Origin of the sequence: Xenorhabdus ehlersii (assembly GCF_003610465.1) — a bacterium.
GTDB lineage: Bacteria > Pseudomonadota > Gammaproteobacteria > Enterobacterales > Enterobacteriaceae > Xenorhabdus > Xenorhabdus ehlersii.
In genome coordinates this window covers 32,642-50,006 of the sequence record NZ_RAQI01000008.1, presented here as the reverse complement: position 1 = coordinate 50,006, position 17,365 = coordinate 32,642, and the positions used below count along the sequence as shown (strand labels likewise).

Genomic DNA, 17,365 nt, shown 5'->3' with positions numbered 1-17,365 from the left:
TTTATGCTTATCGGTTTGAGTGTGTGTTGAAAAATTAGCAGATTTTAGAATGTGCCTGGCAGTCACAATATGGCTAATAATGGAATAGAGGGATATAGAAGGGATGTGCAAACTCCAATTGTTTGCACATCCTATTTTAATTAGATGGCCCAATTGCCGGCATAAAATATCACTAATACAATGGCAAGTATAACCGTACCAATATTCAATTTACGCCATTCACCCGAAAAAATACGCCCAACAACCAGTGCACTGAAACCCAGCATAATGCCTGTGACGATATTACAAGTTAGCACAATAAATACAGCACACAGTAAACCTGACATTGCATCAACAAAATCATCAAAATTCAGCTTTCGCACATTACTCAGCATCAGTAATCCGACATACATCAAGGCAGGAGCCGTAGCATAGCCAGGAACTAAATACGACAGCGGAGACAGAAATAAAATCAATAGGAATAAAATACCGACAACGGAAGCCGTTAAACCCGTTTTACCACCAGCAGCGGTTCCTGCGGCAGACTCAATATAAACCGCTGCGGGGGAAGAACCAATAACCCCAGCAAAAATACTACTGACAGAATCTGCTGTCAGTGCCTTGCCGCCATTGATAATCTGGCCTCTCTTATCCAATAAATTTGCTTGTCCCGCCACAGCCCGGATCGTCCCCGTCGCATCAAATATCGCTGTCATTACCAACGCCAAAACACTGGGTAATACAATAGGCTGTAAGGCTCCCATAATATCCATACTGAACATCAGGGACAGGCCATCTTCCCCCAGTGTAGGAAATTTAAAGAATCCTTGATATTTAACGGCTGGATCAAAAATCAAGCCGATAATAGAAATTGCGATAATCATCAGCAAGATACCTCCCGGCACCTTCTTCCGTTCCAGACCGATAATTCCCGCCAGCCCCAATAACGTCATCACCACGGGAAATGACGTCAATGAACCAAAGGACACAGGCAAGCCAGCGTTTGGGTTCTTAACCACCAAACCAACGCCATTGGCTGCAATCAACAATAAAAACAACCCGATGCCAATACCTGTTCCATGTGCGATACCCATTGGCATATTACGCAAAATCCACGCTCGCACACCCGTTACTGAAATTAACGTAAACAAACATCCCATCAGAAAAACCGCACCGAGAGCCACGGGAATGCTTACCTGTTGCCCTAATACCAGGCTAAATGCGGTAAATGCAGTCAACGAGATCGCACAACCAATAGCCATTGGCAAATTAACCCACAACCCCATCAATAACGAACCGATACCGGTCACCAGACAAACAGAAATAAACACGGCGGTATGAGGAAATCCGGCTTGCCCAAGCATCCCTGGTACCACAATAACGGAATAGACCATTGCCAAAAATGTCGTTAAACCAGCGAGAACTTCCTGACGTACCGTCGATCCGCGTTCAGTAATCTTAAAATACCTATCGAGTTTGCATTGAGTTGGTGCCTGCATACCAGACATGTTTTTCCCCTGCTTCTATTAAATATATCGCTTTAAAAAGCGCTCGTTCTATTTCTTCACCTCTTCAAACGAAAACGATTACGTCACAAGATAATAAAAATCAATGCCGTGTTCATTTGTTCAGCCATTCGTTTGCGCAATCGTTTGTCTCTTTGAGTAAAGAAACTGTGAGAAAATTTGAGGCGGACGATTATCCAGTGAATCAGGGATAAGAATCAAGCAATAATCATATCGAAGATGATAAAACTCATGCTCTGTATTCTGTATATTCACAGGGTAATTGGTTAACATTGATGCATATTTACTCAATAATGACGAAGATATGCATAATGTGCCTTAAACAGTTTTTGCACAACTTTCTGGTGGTACTACTGATTGAGGACAAGAATGTTTTGCCGTAGGAAATATTGCAATCGTCTATATTTTGTGCAAATCTGCGATGTCATTGATATAAACCATATCAAAAATATCCATTATCTATCACCCAAGGCTTTCAAGTTACAATTCAATGTCAAAGGAACAATTCCCCAGTCATATCGCATCATTGACAGGGTGAAAGCACACAACCAATAAAACAGTAACTCGAAAGCTAAAGGATATACGTCCGATGAAAAATTATCTAACTTCTGCACCATATCAACACATTTTTATGCGGCCTTTAGGCCTGACCTTGTGTAAAATCCCCTCAATTCGACTTTTGACTGGTTCATTAGGATTTCTGTAAGAATTAAGGAGATAAACCATGACAACTTATGCTCTGGTAGGTGATATCGGCGGTACAAATGCACGTCTGGCATTATGTGATGTAGATACCGGGCTATTGAGCGCGGTCGAATTCTATCCCTGCGCGCATTATGAATCGCTCGAAATTGTTATCCGCCAATATTTAAAACAGCAGAACTGTGAAGTCAAATATGGCTGTATCGCTATTGCCTGTCCGGTGACGGATGATGTGATCAGTATGACCAACCACAGTTGGCGTTTTTCTGTTAGCCAAATGAAAGCATCGCTGGGATGGGAACGTTTTGAGGTGATTAACGATTTTACTGCCGTTTCCCTCGCCATTCCGGTTCTGGGAGCAGATGATGTAATTCAGATTGGTGGAAAGCAACCTCAGGCTAAACGCCCTATTGCGGTTTACGGTGCAGGAACTGGGTTAGGAGTCGCGCATCTTGTTCATACAGGCAGCCAATGGATGAGCTTACCTGGTGAAGGTGGTCACGTAGAATTCGCGCCAGATAGTACGGAAGAAGATCATATGTTGAGCGTACTACGCGAAGAATATGGTCATGTCTCCGCCGAACGGGTCCTTTCCGGCCCTGGTTTGGTGAATATTTATCGTTCCCTGATAAAACTCAACGGTCAAATCGCCGAAGATCTTACCCCTCGCGATATTTCTGACCGTGCGCTGAATGGAAATTGTCCTATCTGCAAACAGGCGTTAGAACTTTTCTGTACCGCGTTAGGACGTTTTGGTGGGAATTTAGCGCTGAATATTGGTGCATTTGGCGGTGTTTACATTGCAGGTGGGATCGTCCCACGTTTCTTTGATTTCTTCCAAAAATCAGGTTTCCGACAAGGGTTTGAAAACAAAGGCAGATTTACAGACTATTTAAAAGATATTCCTGTGTATCTGATTACCCATGATAAACCGGGATTATTGGGTGCGGGATCTTATATTCGCCAATTGCTGGGCAAAGCAATTGGGTAAATAAATCCGAAATATTTATATTCGCTCATGCTAGTTGTTTGTTTGATTTTCTGGTAATAATTTTGAGCAATATTTAGCATGAGTATTTTATGAGTAAGGTTTTTCTGGTATTCGGAAACCTAGTTGACGGAACCGCATGAAGAGATAATATCCTCAGAAACATTATCCAAGATGAGTGAGCTGTTTAGTGGCTATTCCTTCCGAAGCAGATAAGGCGTTGTTGATCGTCCAGAAGCGATTAGCGGAATCGCTCGTAGCTGTCTACCTTCATGGTTCGGCTGTGGTTGGTGGCCTTCGCCCCCACAGCGACGTAGATTTGCTTGTGATCATTGACCAACCGATGACACCTGAGGTTCGGAAATGTCTTGCTGCCGATTTAATGATGATATCGGGCCGATATCCTTCTGATCCTGATGGACGTCGCCCTGTTGAACTGATTGTTTTATTGCGCGCCGATCTCGCCGCATCGCTTTACCCTGCCCGGAGTGAATTCATTTACGGCGAGTGGCTACGTCACGAATATGAGGTGGGAGAAATTCCCAAGCCGGTTTGTGATCCAGAACTTACCTTGGTGTTGGCTCAATCACGACAGGAAGCAATACCTCTGGTCGGCCCTAACGCAAGCAGTCTTCTACCAGCTGTTCCGAAATCAGACATTCACCGAGCTATTAAGGATATCCTGCCGAATTTAATTGAGACGCTACAGGGAGATGAACGCAATGTTCTGCTAACGCTGGCGCGTATGTGGCGGACATTAGTGACTGGAGAGTTTGTCCCTAAGGATATTGCTGCCGATTGGGCGGCTGCTCGTCTTCCAGCTATACAGGCCACAGTTTTAACCGATGCGCGGGAGACCTATTTGCGAGGGTATGAAGAAGATTGGCTAAATCGCCAGCAAGAACTCCAGCTCACAGTAAGTTTGCTGCACGATTGTGTACTAACGAATCTATGTGTATTGACTCAGACTTGATCTGACAATCACTGAAACAAAACGAACAATTGCCAGATCAAATTTAAACGACTACAGATTGCAAAATAACGACTAGCTCTGACCAGATATCAAGCCGCTTTTTCAGTCCACTCAGAATGGAATATCATCATCGAAATCCATTGGTGGTTCATTGCTCTGTGGCATAGGAGACTGCGCTGGACGAGATGGAGCACCGCCACTGAATTGCTGAGAAGCTTGCGGCTGCTGTGGTTGCCCCCAACCGCCTTGTGTTGGCGCATCCTGGGCTGCGCCACTGCGGTTGCCCAGCATCTGCATTACCCCACCGATAGGATTGACTACAATTTCCGTGGTGTAACGATCCTGACCGTTCTGATCCTGCCATTTGCGGGTCTGCAAAGAACCTTCAATATAAACTTGGGAACCTTTGCGCAGATACTCACCGGCGACTTCTGCCAATTTGCCGAAAAACACGACACGATGCCATTCAGTTTTTTCTCTCATCTCACCGGTTTGCTTATCACGCCAGCTCTCAGACGTTGCCAGAGTAATGTTGGTAACTGCACCGCCATTCGGCATATAGCGAACTTCTGGGTCCTGTCCCAAATTACCCACTAAAATAACTTTGTTTATGCCTCTGCTGGCCATTGGAAATACTCCTGATGAAATGAATTTTGCTAAAAACGGATTTCTCTAATTATAAGCAAAGTAGTTTACCATGCGAGGGATAAGTTTAAACAGAGAGCCGTTATATTATACTTTGCGAAGCGCATCGTACTTTACATTGTCATGATTACAACACGATTGCCTATTAAATACTGTATATCCGCTCAGCAATGTTTGTGCAATAATAACGCGTTTATGAGTTTTGCTCTATCAATAATCTGGGAAGTAGATATGGATAACATCGAAGTTCGGGGCGCCCGCACCCATAATCTTAAGAATATCAATTTAATAATTCCCCGTGACAAGCTGATAGTCATTACTGGGCTATCTGGCTCCGGTAAGTCATCTTTAGCTTTCGATACCCTGTATGCGGAAGGGCAACGTCGCTATGTTGAATCCCTCTCAGCCTATGCACGCCAGTTTTTGTCGCTGATGGAAAAACCGGATGTCGATCATATTGAGGGGCTATCCCCAGCCATTTCCATTGAACAAAAGTCTACTTCCCATAACCCACGCTCTACGGTGGGAACGATAACTGAAATTCACGATTATCTCCGTCTGCTATTTGCACGAGTAGGTGAACCACGCTGTCCTGACCACAATATCACGCTGGCGGCGCAAACGATCAGCCAGATGGTAGATAACGTCTTGGCGCTGCCAGAAGGCCAACGTCTGATGTTACTGGCTCCCGTCGTCAACGAACGTAAGGGCGAACATACCAAACTGCTGGATAATCTCGCTGCACAAGGCTATATCCGCGCCCGTATTGATGGTGAAGTGTGTGACCTTTCCGATCCACCAAAACTCGAATTACAGAAAAAACACACTATCGAAGTCGTCATCGACCGTTTTAAAGTGCGTACTGACCTCGCCCAGCGATTAGCGGAATCATTCGAAACTGCATTGGCGCTTTCCGGTGGTACTGCCGTCATTGCCAATATGGATGATACACAGGCCGAAGAACTGGTTTTCTCCGCCAATTTTGCCTGTCCAATCTGTGGCTATAGTATGAGCGAGTTGGAACCTCGTCTTTTTTCCTTCAACAATCCCGCTGGTGCTTGCCCTACTTGTGATGGATTAGGGGTTCAGCAATTTTTTGACCCGGAACGAGTTGTCCAGAATGAAGGTATCTCCCTTGCCGGAGGTGCGATCCGTGGTTGGGATCGCCGTAATTTCTATTACTTCCAGATGCTGAGATCACTGGCAGAACACTACAAATTCGATATCGAAACACCGTTTAATCAATTAACCCCAACCATTCAGAAAGTGGTTTTATACGGTTCAGGTAAAGAATCAATCGAATTTAAATATACCAATGATCGTGGTGATGTGACGGTTCGTCACCATCCGTTCGAAGGTGTGCTGCATAATATGGAACGCCGCTATAAAGAGACAGAATCCACCGCAGTACGGGAAGAGTTGGCAAAATATATCAGCAATCGATCTTGCATTTCCTGCGACGGAACACGATTGCGTAAGGAAGCACGTTATGTCTTTATCGAAGATACTACGCTGCCACAAATTTCGGATTTCAGCATCGGTCATGCGATGGCGTTTTTCCAAAATATAAAACTGAGTGGACAACGCGCCCAAATTGCCGAAAAAGTCCTGAAAGAGATCCGTGACCGCCTGAAATTCTTGGTTAATGTTGGATTAAATTACCTGACACTCTCCCGTTCGGCAGAAACTCTTTCAGGTGGGGAAGCCCAGCGTATCCGTTTGGCGAGCCAGATTGGTGCAGGTCTTGTCGGTGTGATGTATGTGCTGGATGAGCCTTCCATTGGCCTGCATCAAAGGGATAATGAGCGTTTGCTGGAAACATTGCTGCACCTGCGCAATTTGGGCAACACAGTTATCGTTGTCGAACATGACGAAGATGCTATCCGTGCGGCTGACCATATTATTGATATCGGGCCAGGAGCGGGCGTACATGGTGGCGAGATTGTTGCCGAAGGAACGATTACCGCTATCATGGAAAGCCCAAAATCGCTCACAGGAAAATTCCTCAGTGGTGAACGTAAAATTGCTATTCCAGAGCAGCGCGTGCCTGCTAATCCAGATAAAATGCTGAAATTGATTGGTGCAAAAGGCAATAACTTGAAAAAGGTGACATTAAATTTACCTGTTGGCCTGTTTACTTGCATCACAGGGGTTTCTGGTTCCGGCAAATCAACGTTGATCAATGATACGTTGTTCCCTATTGCACAGCGTCAGTTAAATGGAGCAACAAATATTAATCCGGCTCCTTATATCGATATCCAGGGTCTTGAGCACTTTGACAAAGTGATCGATATCGACCAAAGCCCGATTGGCAGAACCCCGCGCTCAAATCCTGCCACTTATACTGGTATATTTACGCCTGTCAGAGAGTTATTCTCTGGCGTTCCTGAGTCCCGTGCCCGTGGTTATACACCGGGGCGTTTCAGCTTCAACGTCAAGGGCGGACGTTGCGAAGCCTGTCAGGGCGATGGGGTCATTAAAGTTGAGATGCATTTCTTGCCTGATGTTTATGTGCCTTGCGATCAATGTAAGGGCAAGCGTTACAATCGCGAAACGCTGGAAATCAAATATAAGGGCAAGAATATTAATGAAGTGCTGAATATGACCATCGAAGAGGCTCGTGAGTTTTTTGATGCCGTTCCTGCTCTTTCCCGTAAGTTGCAAACTTTGATAGATGTCGGTCTTTCCTATATTCGTCTGGGGCAATCTGCAACGACACTTTCTGGCGGGGAAGCTCAACGGGTAAAACTGGCACGGGAATTATCTAAACGGGGTACAGGCCAGACACTGTATATCCTTGATGAGCCAACAACCGGCCTGCATTTCGCCGATATTCAGCAACTACTGTCCGTTCTGCACCAATTGCGGGATCAAGGAAATACTATTGTCGTCATCGAACATAATCTGGATGTAATTAAAACCGCTGACTGGATTGTCGACCTTGGCCCTGAAGGTGGTAACGGTGGCGGTGAAATATTGGTATCAGGAACTCCAGAAGAAGTCATTCAATGTGATAAATCTCACACTGCTCGTTTTTTGAAACCAATACTTGAACGAGATTAATTTATTAATTTTAAAACTAAATTATCTATAATTCTCCTCACACCGTGGGGAGTTTATTATTTATTCTCTAGCCAATTATTAATCAAATTCAATTTACTACGGGCAATAAAGCCTTTTCTTACAGTCAAATCAGGTGAAACAATCTTTCGTGAATTAGTATTGTATTGTTGATCTAATATTATTGATGCTCACATTGCCGGAGCATTAATGCCATAATAGCATTACATATGCTTTAAACTTATAATGGAGATTAAACATGTATATGTTTTTACCGTTCTTAATTGCGCTTGTTATCATCATCACCGTCATTACCGGTAAGAAAAAGCTGACGTATACCCTTTGGTTTGCTTTATTCATCATCACGGTATTTTGGTTTAAATATCATGCAACTGATGCATTGAACCTTTCTTTCTAATAGGGGATCGTAATGAATAATACAATGTCAGCACCGCGTAATATTAACCTTGCAATGGCCTTAAATATTCTGGGCCTGTTCGGTATTAGTGTGGTTTTGATAGTCGCATTTTATTATCAATTAGCACGCTTTGAACTTCCTTGCCCATTATGTTTATTGCAGCGAGCAGGCATTATCATGATTGGTTTTGGATTTTTGTTTAATATTTATTTCGGCATAAAAAATGCCCATTATAGCCTTTCACTGCTTGGCTGTATTGTGACTGGTTTCATTGCCATGCGTCAGGTTTCTCTCCATATCATGCCGGGAGATATGGGATATGGTTCAACTTTCTTCGGCCTGCATTTTTATACCTGGGCTGCAATTCTATCTATTCTGACTATTATTGCCATCGCAGCTCTCATGCCTCTGAAAGCAGGCAATGTTGATTCAGCAAGATACACACCACCAACATTAGGTAAAATTGTCATGGGATTGTTCGCATTTTTGATTGCAGCCAATCTGGTTTCCACCATACTAGAATGTGGTGGCGGGCAATGTGATGACAACCCAGCGTTCTATCAGTTATTGCAAAAGTAATCTTTATTTATATTGAACCATTAAAACAGAAGGCCGCATATATTCCAGCCGCCTTCTGTTTTTTTCAACTGAATGTTTTCAATCAGCTTCTTTTCACCAAAATCCCCAGCAACATATTCCGCAGTTATCGATTTAACATCTTCGAATCAACGAAATAGCAGACTTCATGCGCCTCTTCAGGTGTCGGAACCTCCAACTTACTAAGCATCCGATCCATCACTTTATCCGGTACAGCATATTGACGATTGCGATTCTGTTGCCGCCAGAGTTGATAGTCTTGTTCAATATAAACAAGCCTAACTCTGGCATCATAACTCACAAACAATTTGATCAGTTGCTGGCGCATCTGCCTTGTCAAATTTGTAGCATTCCAAACAAAATCTTGCCCACCACGTAACTTATTTCTGGCTTGCTGCTTTGCTTGCTGTACAACCCAACCATTGGCACTCTTATCTTCCGGGCTAATTTGGTGCTTGCGACGAATCATATCCAAGCTAATCACGGGCATGCCTTCACCATGCCGCTGGATAAAATGGTCTTTACCCATGCCCGGTAATCCACACAACAAAGTTACCTGACTGCCATAGTTATCATAAGGCTGATAATTGGGTTGTTCACTCTCCGTAGAAAAATAATGGAAACGAGCATCGCTGGAAGAAAATACCCGTGCCTCCCTCCAGCAGCCTTGTTCACGGCAGTAAAGTTCAAATAGTTCAATACGTCCCAACAATTCCTGTACATCATGGCATATGCGTCCCAATACATCCGCTTTTGCCAATAAGGCGAGTAAATAAGTATCGACACGTAATGATGCTGCCAATAATACCTTTTGTGGGTTAGGCTTTTCCATTAACCACAATGGTAAGCCATGAAAACGTACAAGCGCAGCTATCTGTTCCCGTATTGCAAATGGCGTTGGTATTTGCTGAAACAGAATTTGCCTGGTTGTTAACTCTCCCTTGCGCGCGTGTCCCGGAGAAATAATGCGCCCATCCCAATTTACCCGCGTCGTATTGCGTTTCTCTACATCGTGTAACAATGCTGCCGCCCAAAGAATTTCCTGTTCTTCTGGAACCAATAATGAATATTCAGGCAATTGCGCCAATGCAGTCAATACCATTTGAGTGTGGATCGCAACATCACCTTCGGCATGATGAATAGGATCTTGTTGAACCCCCTCCATATCAGTGATAAAAGAGAAAGCTGAAGATAAATAATCCCATGATTTATGGTGGCTGAATACCCAATTCATTCCCTTTCTCCTTTTTCACTATATCTATCTGAACCAGAAAGATGCTCGAAATATAAAGGTGCCCTTTGCCAATGCCGCTTCCAATGAATATTCGTCTTGACGTGATTTTTTCGTACATATTTAAAAACATGATGCGGAAAATCAGTCACCAAATACTCGCCTGCATCTCGGCTGACAATGCCTTCCATTGAGCATGGCTTCCCTGTTTGTGTATCCAACGAAGAAAAGCAACTCCCCTGCTTTGCCGTTTCAATAATATTTTGCATAAATGCCGATTCGTTCTGTATTTCAGGAAGATTGATTTCAGGCACAGTCGGAAAATCGAATAATGCAGCATAAAATTTAACGTCTTCCCAACTGAGCCAATAATCTTTAATACGCACAGCAAACACAAAGAAATATTCTTCAAGATGGCGATATTCAATGGAGTGAATGGCATAAAGATTTTCACCAAAGATCTCGATATCACCTAAATCATCTTTAAGCAACTGCCAACGCTGACGAATTTGTTGGGTCCATGCCGATTGTGTTGGTGCAGCATGTGAACGGGCAAATACACCATAGCGATTCAAACAATTATTCTCACCATCCAACTTTTCGGTATAAATAAGCTGCTTAATTTTTTTCATATCGTGCCACCAATGATGATTAATACGATCATCACTAGTCGTGCCTGGCGAGAACGGGTAATGGAACGTTCTACCATACTTTCTTGATTGCATATCCATAATGCGTTAACTCTTTTGATAATTATCCCAATAAAAACAATAGTGCTTTTACAGATTAATATTCATCTGAATAACTGATGAAAGAGTTCAAGAGTTGGTATTACATTTTATTTATTTCCATTCAGTTAACCTTTTCATGGGAAAAAGTTAAGTTAGATATTCGATTGAGTTTAATATTGAAGTCACAGGAAAGTATTAAAATTTCAGGTGGCTACTGTATATGAATCTGTAATAAATTGACACAACGAACAGGCTTGGACCACAAATAACCAATAAAAATCTTCTATTTTTGGCTACAGTAGCCATAACTGTAATATGGCAGACCACTTCATCTCATTATACGAGATATTCTATAAAGCCGCTCACTGAACGGCTTGGAATGGTTAACAATTGTAATTATCAATCGTTTTTCTAATTTTCTTTGCGTGCAGGCAATAAAATTACTGACTCACCGCAGCAAACGCCTCCGCAATGCGTTGCACGTTGTGATAATTCACGCCAGCCATGCAAACGCGGCCAGAACCGACCAGATAGACACCAAATTCTTCACGTAATCTATCAACTTGTGCCTGACTGAATCCGGTATAACTGAACATTCCACGCTGTTTCAGTAAATGATCAAAGTTCTTCTCTGGCAGTGCCTGTTGTAGGGCATTTACCAATACTGTCCGCATTTCCAGAATACGCAAGCGCATCCGTTCAACCTCATCCAACCATTGGTTTTTTAATTCGGGGTTACTTAACACCCTAGCAACAATCTGCGCCCCAAAATTTGGAGGGCTGGAGTAAATGCGGCGCACCGCTGCTTTCAATTGTCCCAAGACACACTCAGTTACTTTTGCATCATCACTGATAACCGATAAACCACCAACGCGCTCACCATACAGCGAGAAAATTTTCGAGAATGAGTTGCTGACCAAACAAGGCAGCCCCGCATTTGCCATTGCACGGATTGCGTAAGCATCTTCTTCCATGCCATCGGCAAATCCCTGATAAGCGATATCAAGGAAAGGAAGCAATTCCCGCTCTTTCGCAACCTGAATCACCTGATCCCATTGGTCATTGGTGAGATCAGAACCCGTTGGGTTATGGCAACAAGGATGCATCAAAATAATACTTTTTGTTGGTAATTGCTTGAATGTTGCCAGCATTTCGTCAAATTTTACCCCTTTGGTTTTATCATCAAAATAAGGGTAATAATTCACTTTGATGCCTGCTCCGGCAAAAATAGCGGCATGATTTTCCCACGTCGGATCACTGCACCATACTTCAGAATCAGGGAAATAACGGTGTAAAAAATCAGCCCCTACTTTTAATGCGCCGGAGCCACCCAATGTTTGAATGGTGGCAATACGTTGCTGATTTAACAGTGAGTGCTCTTTGCCAAACAGCAATTCCTGAACTGCCGTGCGATAGGCAAGCAATCCTTCCATTGGGAGGTAAAGAGAAGCAGACTGTGGCAAAGCCTTCATTTGTTCTTCAGCAGTTGCAACAGCCTGCAATTTTGGGGTTATTCCCTGTTCATCGTAATACAGCCCGATGCCCAAATTAATTTTTTCTGTGCGGGGATCGTTTTTAAATTCTTCCATTAACGACAGGATAGGATCGCCCGCGTACGCATCAACATTTTGAAACATGACGTTATATTCCCTGCTACAAGTGATACAAAAGATGAGATAAAAGACAATATAACTTACCCTGATTATTCGTCTAGATATTCCATCGCAACACGTGAGGTCAGTTTCGTAATCAGCTCATATGCGCTGATCCCCGAATGCTCCGCAATTTTTTCAACTGGCAGGGCATTCCCCCAAAGGATAACTTCATCCCCAACTTTATCCTGGCATGTTGGTCCCAGATCCACAGTAATCATATCCATAGATACACGACCAACAAGTGGCACTTCCCGACCATTGATAAATACTGGCGTACCGACAGGTGCACTGCGGGGATAGCCATCACCATATCCCATTGCCACAACGCCAAGACATGTGTCTCGTTCACTGCTCCACGTACCTCCATATCCTACCGCTTCCCCCGCTTTGTGTTTACGTACGGCGATTAAGCTGGATTTGAGTGTCATAGCAGGGAGTAAATTAAAATCGGCAGCGGTTTTATCTGCCATTGGTGAAGCACCATACATCATGATGCCGGGACGAACCCAGTCCAAATGCGCCTTTGGCCATAATAAAATCCCCCCTGATGCAGAGATGGATTTCTCGCCAGCTTTATCCACAATAAATGCCATAAAGCGCTCAATTTGTTGCTGGGTCGTTTCAATTGTAGGCTCATCTGCACGGCTAAAATGACTGATGATATTAACGGGTTGCTCAACATTACGACAGCGGCTCAGACGTTGATAAAATGCATCTGCTTCATCGATCCTGATACCCAGACGGTGCATTCCTGTATCGAGTTTCATCCACACTTTAATCGGATGGGACAAATCCGCCTGCTCCAATATTTCAAGCTGCTCAATGCTATGCACCACGGTTTCAATATGATTGACGACTAAAACGGGGAGATCCGCCGCTTCAAAAAAACCTTCTAATAGCAAGATTGGCTTGACGATCCCGCCACTGCGCAGGGCAAACGCTTCCCCAATACGAGCGACACCAAAGCAATCAGCATCTTCCATTGTGTACGCAGTTTCTAATAAACCATGTCCATAGGCGTTTGCTTTCACAACTGCAATTAGTTTACTATCAGGAGCTTGTACTCTCACCTGTTGCAAATTGTGTCGCAGAGCGCGGCGGTCGATAACAGCAGTTGCCGCTTTCATTCCATCCCCTTTTTATAATTTTTCAGTCAGGTTTGATAATAACAGCCTATCTTCGATGCTGATTATTGAAGTCATTTGAACACGAACGATAGGCACTTGGATTTATTCGTCACTGTAACTCGGCCCAGCATAATTATCGAATCGTGACCATTGACCATTAAATGTCAGCCTTACTGTGCCTATAGGGCCGTTACGCTGTTTACCAAGAATGATTTCCGCCACTCCTTTCAGTTCACTATTATCGTGATAAACCTCGTCACGATAGATAAACATGATCAAATCAGCATCCTGTTCGATAGAGCCTGATTCACGCAGATCAGAGTTAACCGGACGCTTATCGGCTCGCTGTTCCAAACTACGGTTAAGCTGGGAGAGCGCAACAACCGGCACCTGAAGTTCTTTTGCCAGTGCTTTCAGTGAGCGGGATATTTCCGCTATTTCCAGTGTTCGGTTGTCAGATAAAGAAGGTACTCGCATCAATTGCAGGTAGTCGATCATAATCAAACTGAGCCCACCGTGTTCGCGGAAAACTCGTCGCGCACGGGAACGTACTTCTGTTGGCGTCAAACCGGATGAGTCATCGATATACATATTGCGTTTTTCCAGCAAAATTCCCATCGTGCTGGAAATTCGAGCCCAATCCTCATCATCAAGCTGACCAGTACGAATACGTGTTTGGTCTACGCGGGACAGGGACGCCAGCATACGCATCATAATCTGATTGCCTGGCATCTCAAGGCTGAAAATCAAAACAGGCTTATCCTGCATCATTGCCGCGTTTTCACACAGGTTCATCGCAAAAGTCGTTTTACCCATTGAAGGACGCGCCGCTACGATAACTAAATCTGATTTTTGCAATCCTGCTGTTTTCTTATCCAGATCTTGATAGCCGGTAGAAACGCCTGTTACGCCATCATGCGGGCGCTGATAGAGTTGCTCAATTCGTTCAACGGTTTCTTCCAAGATCTGTTCAATGCCTTTCGGGCCCTCGTCTTTATTTGCCCGATTTTCTGCGATCTGGAATACACGTGATTCAGCCAAATCCAACAGCTCTTCGCTGGTTCGCCCTTGTGGATCATATCCTGCATCGGCAATTTCATTGGCTACCGCGATCATATCGCGTACTACCGCACGTTCTCGGACAATATCAGCATAAGCATTGATATTCGCGGCACTTGGGGTATTTTTCGACAATTCAGCAAGATAGGCAAACCCTCCGACATTATCGAGTTCGCCATTCTGTTCAAGAGATTCCGATAATGTGATCAGGTCGATAGGTTTGCCTGTTTCGAGCAAACGCTGCATTTCAGAGAAAATACGCCTGTGTGGTCGGCTAAAAAAGTCATTGCTGGTAACCCGTTCGGATACACTATCCCAACGTTCATTATCCAGCATCAAACCGCCTAACACGGATTGCTCTGCTTCCAAAGAGTGTGGTGGAAGTTTCAGCCCTTCCACTTGGCGATCTTTTGGTTCAGCCATACTGTTGTTAGTTGGTTTTTTTCCAGCCATGTATATCGCATCAATCCACTAAACAAAAAACGAAATAGGGTATCAGTATACGCCATGAAAACAGCCTTGAGTAATTATATATAGTCTGTAATGATTTCAGATACATTAACGCTATTTACAGCTATTTCATTGCAAACGTGCGAGGCTGTTCCCAATATTTCTAACATAATGAGAGAGTTACCATGGCAAAACACATCGAATTATCCGCTATTGGCGGCCCAGAAGTACTCCGATATTGTGAATTTACACCTGCTGACCTTGCTCCCGATGAAGTACAAGTCGCAAACAAAGCTATCGGCATTAATTATATCGATACCTACATACGCAGTGGCTTATATCCACCCGCCAGCCTGCCCTGTGGCTTGGGAACAGAAGCCGCAGGCATTGTCACTAAAGTTGGCTCCAATGTGACATCAATTAAAGTCGGTGATCGTGTGGTTTATGCCCAGTCAGCCTTAGGTGCTTACAGTGAAATACACAACGTTTCTGAAAGTAAATTAGCGCTGTTGCCGGATGAGATCTCGTTCGAACAAGCTGCTGCGTCATTTTTAAAAGGTCTGACTGTTTATTATCTGTTCAATTTAACACATAAGCTCCTGCCAGGAGAAACAATTCTATTTCATGCTGCCGCTGGTGGTGTTGGTTTGATTGCCTGCCAATGGGCAAAAGCATTGGGTGCGAAATTGATTGGCACAGTAGGTTCAGATGAAAAAGCGGCACTCGCCAAAGCAGCAGGAGCATGGCAAACCATCAACTATCGTCGCGAGAATATTGTGGAACGTGTCCTGGCTATTACTGGCGGAGAAAAAGTTGGTGTCGTATACGATTCTGTTGGTAAAGAGACATGGCTGGATTCACTGGATTGCCTGAAACGACAAGGTTTGATGGTCAGTTTTGGTAACGCTTCAGGGCCGGTAACTGGAGTAAATTTGGGTATCCTCAATCAGAAAGGTTCACTGTTTCTCACCCGCCCTTCTCTTAATGACTATATCACCACCCGCGAAGAGTTGGCAGAAGCCAGCAAGACATTGTTTGCTTTAATTGCCAGCGGCAAAATCAATGTGGATGTACCAGAAAACCAGAAATTTCCATTGAGAGAAGCAGTAAGAGCACACCAGACGCTGGAAAACCGTGCAACCCACGGTTCCAACTTATTGATTCCATAATTTCAGACAAAATTCCTGAGCGGATTTACATCCGCTCTGTCACCATTTTCAACGCTTTTTCAACAACCATAATATCAGCGCCCTGCTTATGGGCGTTTTCACTTAAATGACGACGCCACTGACGTGCCCCAGGTATCCCCTGGAAAATGCCTAAAATATGGCGGGTGATATGCCCTAAATAAGTGCCTTTGGATAGTTCTTGTTCGATATAAGGATAAAACGCTTTAACGGCCTCAACCGTATTGGTCACTGGAACTGTTTGGTCGAACAATTCATGATCTACATGTGCCAGAATAGATGGATTTTGGTAGGCCTCTCGCCCAACCATCACACCATCCATATACTGCAAATGTTGTTTGGCTTCTTCCAGTGATTTAATGCCGCCATTAATTGAAAGCGTCAATTGAGGGAAATCCCGTTTCAATTGATAGACTCGCGGGTAATCTAAAGGTGGAATTTCACGGTTTTCTTTCGGGCTTAAACCAGACAGCCACGCTTTACGTGCATGGATAATAAAATTATCGCAATCGCTGTTTTTCACGACAGTATCAATGAAATCACACAGAAACTCGTAGCTATCCTGTTCATCAATTCCGATGCGGGTTTTAACGGTAACAGGAATATCCACTATATCCTGCATTGCTTTAATACAATCAGCTACCAGCGCTGCTTCTCCCATCAGGCAAGCACCAAAACGGCCATTCTGCACACGATCAGAAGGACAACCCACATTCAGATTGATCTCATTATAGCCTCTTTCCTGCGCGATCCTAGCACACTGTGCTAATGCCTGAGGATCACTGCCCCCCAATTGCAGTGCCAATGGATGCTCTTGCTCGTTATAGGCCAGATAATCCCCTTTGCCATGAATAATCGCCCCCGTTGTAACCATTTCCGTGTAAAGCAGCGCTTCCTTACTCAATAAACGATGAAAGTAACGACAATGGCGGTCAGTCCAGTCGAGCATGGGCGCAACGGAGAAGCGGGATGATGGGTGCATATCACAAACCTCGTTTAAAAATCAAAAAGATAGCGCCGATATCGCCACTTTATAT

At 44.0% G+C, this 17,365-nt stretch carries 14 protein-coding genes; 6 read left to right on the top strand and 8 right to left on the bottom strand.

Annotation, left to right across the window (positions count from 1 at the left end):
* Nucleotides 1–140 precede the first annotated feature (140 nt).
* Nucleotides 141–1,487, bottom strand: a complete 1,347-nt coding sequence (locus BDE27_RS18760; protein WP_099131500.1) for an NCS2 family permease — start codon at nt 1,485–1,487, stop codon at nt 141–143.
* 742 nt (nt 1,488–2,229) lie between these two features.
* Between BDE27_RS18760 and glk the strand changes: the two genes are divergently transcribed.
* Nucleotides 2,230–3,198, top strand: a complete 969-nt coding sequence (gene glk / locus BDE27_RS18755) for a glucokinase (RefSeq protein ID WP_099131499.1) — start codon at nt 2,230–2,232, stop codon at nt 3,196–3,198.
* Between the two features lie 187 nt (nt 3,199–3,385).
* The gene (locus BDE27_RS18750; RefSeq protein WP_208638618.1) at nt 3,386–4,168 is read left to right on the top strand and encodes an aminoglycoside adenylyltransferase family protein; all 783 of its coding nucleotides are present in this window, start codon (nt 3,386–3,388) and stop codon (nt 4,166–4,168) included.
* 111 nt (nt 4,169–4,279) lie between these two features.
* Here the strand turns inward: BDE27_RS18750 and BDE27_RS18745 are convergent, their stop codons facing one another.
* Nucleotides 4,280–4,795 carry a single-stranded DNA-binding protein gene (locus BDE27_RS18745; RefSeq protein WP_099131497.1) on the bottom strand — a complete coding sequence of 172 codons (516 nt, stop codon included), beginning with the start codon at nt 4,793–4,795 and terminating at the stop codon, nt 4,280–4,282.
* Nucleotides 4,796–5,044: 249 nt separating this feature from the next.
* Between BDE27_RS18745 and uvrA the strand changes: the two genes are divergently transcribed.
* The 3 genes from uvrA to BDE27_RS18735 all read left to right on the top strand — a co-directional run bounded on the left by uvrA (nt 5,045) and on the right by BDE27_RS18735 (nt 8,870).
* On the top strand, nt 5,045–7,876 hold the full coding sequence (uvrA, locus tag BDE27_RS18740; protein WP_099131496.1) for an excinuclease ABC subunit UvrA: 2,832 nt from the start codon (nt 5,045–5,047) through the stop codon (nt 7,874–7,876).
* A 256-nt stretch (nt 7,877–8,132) separates the two neighbouring features.
* On the top strand, nt 8,133–8,291 hold the full coding sequence (locus BDE27_RS19550) for a DUF5993 family protein (RefSeq protein ID WP_167450638.1): 159 nt from the start codon (nt 8,133–8,135) through the stop codon (nt 8,289–8,291).
* 12 nt (nt 8,292–8,303) lie between these two features.
* On the top strand, nt 8,304–8,870 hold the full coding sequence (locus tag BDE27_RS18735; RefSeq protein ID WP_099131495.1) for a disulfide bond formation protein B: 567 nt from the start codon (nt 8,304–8,306) through the stop codon (nt 8,868–8,870).
* A gap of 124 nt (nt 8,871–8,994) precedes the next feature.
* Here BDE27_RS18735 and BDE27_RS18730 read toward each other — a convergent pair whose 3' ends face one another.
* The 5 genes from BDE27_RS18730 to dnaB all read right to left on the bottom strand — a co-directional run bounded on the left by BDE27_RS18730 (nt 8,995) and on the right by dnaB (nt 15,144).
* On the bottom strand, nt 8,995–10,122 hold the full coding sequence (locus tag BDE27_RS18730) for an AAA family ATPase (protein ID WP_099131494.1): 1,128 nt from the start codon (nt 10,120–10,122) through the stop codon (nt 8,995–8,997).
* Nucleotides 10,119–10,850 carry an RNA ligase family protein gene (locus tag BDE27_RS18725; RefSeq protein WP_099131493.1) on the bottom strand — a complete coding sequence of 244 codons (732 nt, stop codon included), beginning with the start codon at nt 10,848–10,850 and terminating at the stop codon, nt 10,119–10,121. Before BDE27_RS18725 ends, BDE27_RS18730 begins: the two co-directional genes overlap by 4 nt.
* Nucleotides 10,851–11,290: 440 nt before the next feature.
* Nucleotides 11,291–12,487, bottom strand: a complete 1,197-nt coding sequence (locus BDE27_RS18720) for an amino acid aminotransferase (protein WP_099131492.1) — start codon at nt 12,485–12,487, stop codon at nt 11,291–11,293.
* A 65-nt stretch (nt 12,488–12,552) separates the two neighbouring features.
* Nucleotides 12,553–13,632, bottom strand: coding sequence for an alanine racemase (gene alr / locus BDE27_RS18715; protein ID WP_099131491.1), 1,080 nt, complete (start codon nt 13,630–13,632; stop codon nt 12,553–12,555).
* A gap of 102 nt (nt 13,633–13,734) precedes the next feature.
* Nucleotides 13,735–15,144 (bottom strand): replicative DNA helicase, encoded by a 1,410-nt coding sequence (dnaB, locus tag BDE27_RS18710; protein ID WP_099131490.1) that lies wholly within the window; start codon nt 15,142–15,144, stop codon nt 13,735–13,737.
* A gap of 182 nt (nt 15,145–15,326) precedes the next feature.
* Between dnaB and BDE27_RS18705 the strand changes: the two genes are divergently transcribed.
* Nucleotides 15,327–16,310 (top strand): quinone oxidoreductase, encoded by a 984-nt coding sequence (locus BDE27_RS18705; protein ID WP_099131489.1) that lies wholly within the window; start codon nt 15,327–15,329, stop codon nt 16,308–16,310.
* A gap of 25 nt (nt 16,311–16,335) precedes the next feature.
* On the opposite strand, the gene dusA is transcribed toward BDE27_RS18705, so the two are convergent.
* Entirely contained in the window at nt 16,336–17,310 is a 975-nt protein-coding gene (dusA, locus tag BDE27_RS18700; RefSeq protein WP_099131488.1) for a tRNA dihydrouridine(20/20a) synthase DusA, read from the bottom strand.
* Between the last annotated feature and the right edge of the window lie 55 nt (nt 17,311–17,365).

Excerpts from the sequence above, each read along its gene's own strand:
- BDE27_RS18760 (WP_099131500.1), bottom strand. The coding sequence starts at position 1,487 with ATGTCTGGTATGCAGGCACCAACTCAATGCAAACTCGATAGGTATTTT.
- glk (WP_099131499.1), top strand. The coding sequence starts at position 2,230 with ATGACAACTTATGCTCTGGTAGGTGATATCGGCGGTACAAATGCACGT.
- BDE27_RS18745 (WP_099131497.1), bottom strand. The coding sequence starts at position 4,795 with ATGGCCAGCAGAGGCATAAACAAAGTTATTTTAGTGGGTAATTTGGGA.
- uvrA (WP_099131496.1), top strand. The coding sequence starts at position 5,045 with ATGGATAACATCGAAGTTCGGGGCGCCCGCACCCATAATCTTAAGAAT.
- BDE27_RS19550 (WP_167450638.1), top strand. The coding sequence starts at position 8,133 with ATGTATATGTTTTTACCGTTCTTAATTGCGCTTGTTATCATCATCACC.
- BDE27_RS18735 (WP_099131495.1), top strand. The coding sequence starts at position 8,304 with ATGAATAATACAATGTCAGCACCGCGTAATATTAACCTTGCAATGGCC.
- BDE27_RS18730 (WP_099131494.1), bottom strand. The coding sequence starts at position 10,122 with ATGAATTGGGTATTCAGCCACCATAAATCATGGGATTATTTATCTTCA.
- BDE27_RS18725 (WP_099131493.1), bottom strand. The coding sequence starts at position 10,850 with ATGGATATGCAATCAAGAAAGTATGGTAGAACGTTCCATTACCCGTTC.
- BDE27_RS18720 (WP_099131492.1), bottom strand. The coding sequence starts at position 12,487 with ATGTTTCAAAATGTTGATGCGTACGCGGGCGATCCTATCCTGTCGTTA.
- alr (WP_099131491.1), bottom strand. The coding sequence starts at position 13,632 with ATGAAAGCGGCAACTGCTGTTATCGACCGCCGCGCTCTGCGACACAAT.
- dnaB (WP_099131490.1), bottom strand. The coding sequence starts at position 15,144 with ATGGCTGGAAAAAAACCAACTAACAACAGTATGGCTGAACCAAAAGAT.
- BDE27_RS18705 (WP_099131489.1), top strand. The coding sequence starts at position 15,327 with ATGGCAAAACACATCGAATTATCCGCTATTGGCGGCCCAGAAGTACTC.
- dusA (WP_099131488.1), bottom strand. The coding sequence starts at position 17,310 with ATGCACCCATCATCCCGCTTCTCCGTTGCGCCCATGCTCGACTGGACT.